Raw genomic sequence first — 6,115 nt, 5'->3', positions numbered from 1 at the left:
GTAATAACTTTCATAAAATATGAAAGATAAGGTTATGCAAGACACCACACTCCGTGCCGCCACAGCGCAAATCGAGGAAGCCAACCGGCATCCTGCGGGCCGCCCGGCAATCCGGACGTTCTTCGACGAAAGCACGTTTACCGCCACGCATGTCGTTCATGACCCCGCCACGCGCAAAGCAGCCATCATCGACAGCGTCATGGATTACGATGCTGCTTCGGGACGCACGAACACCACCTCGGCAGAAGCGATTGTCGCTTACGTCGAGAAGGAAGGGCTAGATGTCGAATGGCAACTGGAAACCCATGCCCACGCCGATCATCTTTCGGCCGCGCCATGGTTACAGGAACGACTGGGTGGAAAGCTTGCCATTGGTGAAAACATAAAGACTGTCCAAGGTGTTTTCGGAAAGATTTTCAATGCTGGAACCGCCTTTTCCCGCGATGGCTCCCAATTCGATCACCTGTTTCATGACGGAGAGAAATTTTCCGTAGGTTCACTGCCCGCCATCGCACTTGCCGTACCCGGTCACACACCTGCAGACATGGCTTACATCATTGGTGATGCTGCATTCATTGGGGACACGCTCTTCATGCCGGACTACGGTACGGCGCGTGCGGATTTTCCCGGCGGCGATGCCCGCCAGCTTTATCGCTCGATCCGTCGGTTACTGTCATTGCCCGGTGAAACACGCCTTTTCCTTTGCCATGACTACAAGGCTCCCGGACGCGACACCTTCGCTTGGGAAACTACTGTCGCGGCTGAACGGGCAGGTAACGTGCATGTGCATGACAACGTTTCGGAAGACGACTTTGTCGCCATGCGCACGAAACGTGACAGCACCCTTTCCCTGCCCAATCTCATGCTCCCTTCCGTGCAGGTGAACATGCGCGCAGGGCATATGCCGGAACCGGAAAGCGACGGGGTAAGTTACATAAAAATCCCTGTTAACCGTCTATAGTTTTCGCAGTTTTTTCTTTCAGAATTCAGGAATTTCTGTCGCCATGACACCGCATTATCTCAACGACACATATGCCGTTACTTCCCAGCTTTCAGTGGAGGACATAGCCGAAGCAGCCCGTCTGGGGTTTCGTGGCATCATCTGCGCCCGTCCCGATGGAGAAGAACCCGGTCAGCCGGATATCGAAACACTCGAAAAGGCCGCCATGGCGGCAGGCCTGACGTTTGAAGCCATTCCGGTCAAATCCGGCTCGCTGCCAGATCAGACGGACATCGATCGTACGAAAGTAGTGTTAAAAGGAATAGATGGTCCGGTTCTGGGCTATTGCCGCAGCGGTAATCGTGCTGCCCAACTCTGGGCTCTTGCTATGGCAGGCACGCTGAGCGCCGACCAGATTCTTCTGGCAGGCCAGAAGGCCGGATTCAATCTTTCACCGTTGAGCGCGCAACTTCAGAAAACATCAAACACATCCAATAATTCTCGACATTTCGATGTAGTCATTATCGGCGGCGGTGCGGGCGGTTTATCAGCCGCATCCGGAATATTGCAGCGACGCAAAGGTACGTCGGTTGCCGTGATTGAACCGTCCGAAAACCATTTTTATCAGCCCGGATGGACGCTGGTGGGTGGAGGCGTCTTCACTCCGGAGCGCACACGGCGTTCCGAAGCATCCGTAATGCCGAAAGACGCGGAATGGATCAAGGCAGGTGCGGAACTGATCTCTCCTGAAGAGCAGACAGTCACTCTGTCAAACGGACAGCGCATCTCATATCGGGTTCTGATCATCGCTACCGGCATTGTTCTGAATTGGGACGCCATTGAAGGCCTGCCCGAAACGCTGGGACGCAACGGCGTCACCTCCAATTACCGCTATGATCTTGCGCCCTATACGTGGAAACTTGTGCAGTCCATGACCAGCGGTGACGCCATCTTCACCCAGCCAGCCATGCCGATAAAATGTGCGGGCGCCCCCCAGAAAGCAATGTATCTGGCTTGTGATGCTTGGCGGAAAAAGGGCGTTCTGGACCGCATCAACGTAGAGTTCGACAATGTTGGCGGCGTGCTGTTCGGCGTCGCGGACTTCGTGCCGGCGCTGATGGAGTATGTGCATACTTACGGCATCAAACTTCAGTTTTCATCCCAGCTTGTTGCCGTGGATGGTGATCGGCGCATCGCAACCTTCGAGCGCAAGACGGATACGGGAACAGAGCGGGTGCAGCGTTCCTTCAACATGCTGCATGTCGTCCCGCCGCAAAGCGCTCCTTCTTTCATTCGTGAAAGCGGACTTGGCGATGCCGCCGGTTATGTCGCGGTCGACCCGACGACCCTCCGTCACAAGACTTACAGCAACATTTTCGCCCTTGGTGACAGCGCCGGAACAAGCAATGCAAAGACGGCAGCAGCAGTCCGGAAGCAGGCTCCCGTTGTGGCCCTGAATGCTGTTGCGGCGCTCAGCGGCAAGCCTCCTGTCGCAGGATATGACGGCTATGGCGGCTGTCCGTTGACCGTCGAGAACGGCAAGATCGTGCTCGCTGAATTTGCCTATGGCGGCAAACTGAAACCCAGCCTCCCCACATGGCTGCTTGACGGAAAGCGTCCAAGCCGCTTGGCATGGTATATGAAGAAAGATCTGATGCCCTGGCTCTATTGGGAAATGCTGAAAGGACGTGAAATCATGGTCACGCCTGAAAAGGTCTCGTAACCGCCCAATGTGGACCGATCCCTCTCACATTATCCTCATTCTCGGCTCAGGGGCCCTTGTCGGGTTTACTCTGGGCCTGATCGGCGGCGGCGGTTCCATTCTCGCCGTCCCTTTGATGGTGTATGTGATCGGGGTTCGTGACGCTCATGTAGCGATCGGCACCAGCGCGGTCACCGTGGCGTTCAACGCTCTGACAAGCCTTGCCCAGCATACCCGGGCCGGGACGGTCAAATGGCGCTGCGCCGGTATCTTTGCGTCCTGCGGTATGCTCGGCGCTTTTCTTGGCGCTCATCTCGGCAAGATGATGGACGGGCAGCGGCTGCTGCTTCTGTTCGCGCTTCTGATGATCGCGGTCGGCGTTCTCATGCTGCGAGGTCGGCATGAGGTGGGGTGCGAAGGCGCAAGCTGCAACCGGGAAAATGTCGGCAAGGTGATGCTGTTTGGCAGCGGAACGGGGCTGCTTTCCGGCTTTTTCGGCATCGGCGGAGGCTTTCTCATCGTGCCCGGCCTGATTGCTTCCACCCATATGCCTATCCTCAACGCGGTCGGCACCTCGCTTGTCGCGGTGACCGTTTTCGGTGTGAGCACGGCCATCAGTTACATGCTGTCCGGCTATGTGGACTGGCAGTTGGCTGCCCTGTTCATTCCCGGTGGGATTATCGGCTCTTACCTAGGCTGCTGGGCGGCACGACGGATCGGCAAAAACAATTGCCGCCTCACGACCGCTTTCTCGGCCATTATCTTTCTGGTCGCATTTTATGTCATCTGGCGGGCCATCTCCGCTCTCTGAGGCCTCTATCCGGGTGGGAGACGATTGAGGCGCCACGCGCTTTCCAGCGCTTCGACCAATGTGGAGGTTCGTTCGCTCCAGACGCCTTCCTCTCCCGGGGGGCGGACAAGCGCCATCCACCCTGCCCCACTGGAGCCCCTTTCCACCTGCACTTCCCATTCTTCAGGCAATTTCGACAGGATACGTTCCAGCCGCTGCCCCTGCGTGGCGGGCTTGGCATAATTGTGCCCCATGTTTCTCCCTCTCCATCATTCACACTGACCTGCGGCCGTGCAGGCCAGCAGATACGCGTTTTTCGTCTTCAGACTGCTTTTAAGACGCTGAACGGCCAATTTCTCTCTTGCATAATCATTACTGTTGTGGTCAAACATCAGGCAAGCTTGACGGAGCGTTGCGGAAAAGGTGACCTTTCCCACAGTCGCGCTATAATCGCTTTTGTCTTTTATAAGCCAGACTGGTGTTCCGGCTTATCAAGGCAAGTTGCTTCCGAGTCCCGATAAGGTGAAATCGAAGCTTCTGCCGACCGCTCAAGGCACACATTGAATTCAAAACTCATGAAAGTCTTCTGGTAACGCCATGAACATAAAACGCATGCGCAGCCGTAACCATCGGCCAAGCGGAACAAGTGGTGGCACGCGTCATCATAACGGCCAGATTCCGCTGAACCGCAATCATGTGTTCGACAGCAACGGACCAGAAGTGCGTGTGCGCGGAACAGCGCAGCAGTTATTCGAAAAATATCTCCAGCTTGGCCGCGATGCGACCAGCAGCGGCGACCGTGTTACTGCCGAAGCCTTTTTTCAGCATGCCGAGCATTATTTCCGTATCCTGAACGCGATGAACCAGGCAGCGCAGCAGGCGCAGCAGGAAAGACAGGAACGGACAGCCCGCTCCCGCGCTGCATACCAACAGGAACAGGAGCAGGAAGAACGTCAGGAAGATGGTTCCTCTGAAAACTCTCAGGAAGCAGAAGCTTCCGCCTGATCGCTTCGGAAGGCGAACAACGCTCGTCCGTTGTTCGTCTGTAACCTCCATGGAAATGCATCTTAACGCTGTGTTTTCAGCATTTCGGTCTCACGCGAAACTTTGGCGACTACTGTCCACACCTCCGCTTCAGCGGATGTATCCGGTGGCTGTTTCGAGTTGAAGATGAAGTTGAGAACGATTGCTGCGGTCGCGCCCAGCGTGATGCCGCTTCCGAAAATGATCTGGGCCCACGCAGGAAAATGATCCGTAATATGCGGCTGGACCACCAGCAGCATCCCTAGTCCGAGACTGGTTCCGACTACGATCGTATTGCCCTGATGCTCGAAGTTTACTTGCCCGAGCGCCTGAATACCCACGACCGCCACAGCAGCAAACATAGCTAAAGCCGCTCCACCCATCACGGGAAGTGGGACGCAGGTCATGAACGCGGCCAGTTTGGGCAGTGAACCCAGCATCATCATGATGACAGCCGCAGCGGCAACGACCCACCGACTGCGCACGCCAGTCAGACTCACCAGCCCCACATTTTCAGCGAAACACGTATAGGGAAAGGAATTGAAAATTCCTCCGAGTGTCGTAGCGAGGCCGTCAGCACGAAGTGCGCGTGTTACATCTTCCGTCGTGATCTCTTTCTTCACGATCGTACCAGTTGCAAAAACATCCCCCACAGTTTCCAGAATCGCGATCATCATGACCACCATCATGGAGAGAATGGGAACGAGACGGAAACTGGGCATGCCGAAGTAAAAGGGAGTTACGACCGTCACGAGTGGCGCACTGCCAACTCCCTCAAAATGTGCATCACCGAGATACCACGCAACAAAAGTACCAAGAACCAGTCCTAGCAGCACTGCAATGGTACGCAGAAAACCGGTGAAAACACGCTGCATAAGGAGAATGGAGACCAGCGTGCCAAGGCCGTAAGCCACATTCTTCATGTCCACCGGATCCTGCATGGTCCGGATGCCGTGACCACCAACAATATCGTTCGCTGCAACAGGCAGAAGAGCGATCCCAATCACGAGCACGATCGTGCCCGTAACCACAGGCGGGAAAAAGCGTACGAGACGAGAAAAATAGGGTGCGGCGAAATAACAGAACAAACCGGAAGCAATGACTGCACCAAATATCTGATGCAGTCCTTCCACACCTCCTCCTGCGGCAACACCAATCGCAATCATGGGAGACACTGCGACAAATGTGACGCCTTGCAGCAGCGGCAGACGGACACCGATTTTCCAGAAACCAACAGACTGGATCAGGGAAGCAATGCCACAGGTAAACAGATCCGCCTCGATGAGATGCTCCAGCATTTCTTTCGGGAGCCCCAAGGCTCCCGCCAAAAGGATCGGAACGATGACAGCGGCCGCGTAGAAGGTCAGAACATGCTGGAAACCATAAACACCCAGCTTCCAGAAAGGCAGAACCTCATCAACCGGATGAACGGTAGCTAAAGATTCCGAAGAGCCTCTCATGGTCGGCCTTTTCTCGCATTTTTCATTGTCTTGACGGGCGTTATCAGGAAAAGGGCATGAACGAGCATTCACGGTTTTCTTCTCCCGCGACAAAACAATTGAAAATCGAGAACATCCATCGGAAGAAACGCTTCCACGTTTCTTCCGGACGCAGTTTTTACTTTGGCGGATCGAGACTTATGAGTTCATCGTCATTGTAA

At 55.2% G+C, this 6,115-nt stretch carries 6 protein-coding genes; 4 read left to right on the top strand and 2 right to left on the bottom strand.

Annotated elements, in window-relative coordinates:
- Positions 1-34 precede the first annotated feature (34 nt).
- Genes ABF824_RS03650 through ABF824_RS03640 form a run of 3 tightly spaced genes read left to right on the top strand, consistent with a single transcriptional unit; the run spans position 35 to position 3,453 of the window.
- Positions 35-961, top strand: coding sequence for an MBL fold metallo-hydrolase (locus ABF824_RS03650; protein ID WP_415486494.1), 927 nt, complete (start codon positions 35-37; stop codon positions 959-961).
- Between the two features lie 43 nt (positions 962-1,004).
- Positions 1,005-2,663: a TIGR01244 family sulfur transferase gene (locus ABF824_RS03645; RefSeq protein WP_415486493.1), complete on the top strand. Its 1,659-nt coding sequence runs from the start codon at positions 1,005-1,007 to the stop codon at positions 2,661-2,663.
- Positions 2,664-2,670: 7 nt separating this feature from the next.
- Positions 2,671-3,453, top strand: a complete 783-nt coding sequence (locus tag ABF824_RS03640) for a sulfite exporter TauE/SafE family protein (protein ID WP_415486491.1) — start codon at positions 2,671-2,673, stop codon at positions 3,451-3,453.
- A 5-nt stretch (positions 3,454-3,458) separates the two neighbouring features.
- Here ABF824_RS03640 and ABF824_RS03635 read toward each other — a convergent pair whose 3' ends face one another.
- Positions 3,459-3,686, bottom strand: a complete 228-nt coding sequence (locus tag ABF824_RS03635) for a hypothetical protein (RefSeq protein WP_415486490.1) — start codon at positions 3,684-3,686, stop codon at positions 3,459-3,461.
- Positions 3,687-4,029: 343 nt separating this feature from the next.
- Between ABF824_RS03635 and ABF824_RS03630 the strand changes: the two genes are divergently transcribed.
- Entirely contained in the window at positions 4,030-4,437 is a 408-nt protein-coding gene (locus tag ABF824_RS03630) for a DUF4167 domain-containing protein (protein ID WP_415486488.1), read from the top strand.
- 62 nt (positions 4,438-4,499) lie between these two features.
- Here ABF824_RS03630 and ABF824_RS03625 read toward each other — a convergent pair whose 3' ends face one another.
- On the bottom strand, positions 4,500-5,915 hold the full coding sequence (locus ABF824_RS03625; RefSeq protein ID WP_415486487.1) for a nucleobase:cation symporter-2 family protein: 1,416 nt from the start codon (positions 5,913-5,915) through the stop codon (positions 4,500-4,502).
- Between the last annotated feature and the right edge of the window lie 200 nt (positions 5,916-6,115).

The sequence above is a fragment of the Acetobacter sp. genome (assembly GCF_047721705.1).
Taxonomy (GTDB): domain Bacteria; phylum Pseudomonadota; class Alphaproteobacteria; order Acetobacterales; family Acetobacteraceae; genus Acetobacter.
Note: the sequence above shows the minus strand (reverse complement) of the source record. Positions and strands in the feature narration are given on the sequence as shown.

What these genes read in the sequence shown, in the direction of transcription:
- ABF824_RS03630 (WP_415486488.1), top strand. Translation starts at nt 4,030, where the DNA reads ATGAACATAAAACGCATGCGCAGCCGTAACCATCGGCCAAGCGGAACA.
- ABF824_RS03640 (WP_415486491.1), top strand. Translation starts at nt 2,671, where the DNA reads ATGTGGACCGATCCCTCTCACATTATCCTCATTCTCGGCTCAGGGGCC.
- ABF824_RS03650 (WP_415486494.1), top strand. Translation starts at nt 35, where the DNA reads ATGCAAGACACCACACTCCGTGCCGCCACAGCGCAAATCGAGGAAGCC.
- ABF824_RS03625 (WP_415486487.1), bottom strand. Translation starts at nt 5,915, where the DNA reads ATGAGAGGCTCTTCGGAATCTTTAGCTACCGTTCATCCGGTTGATGAG.
- ABF824_RS03635 (WP_415486490.1), bottom strand. Translation starts at nt 3,686, where the DNA reads ATGGGGCACAATTATGCCAAGCCCGCCACGCAGGGGCAGCGGCTGGAA.
- ABF824_RS03645 (WP_415486493.1), top strand. Translation starts at nt 1,005, where the DNA reads ATGACACCGCATTATCTCAACGACACATATGCCGTTACTTCCCAGCTT.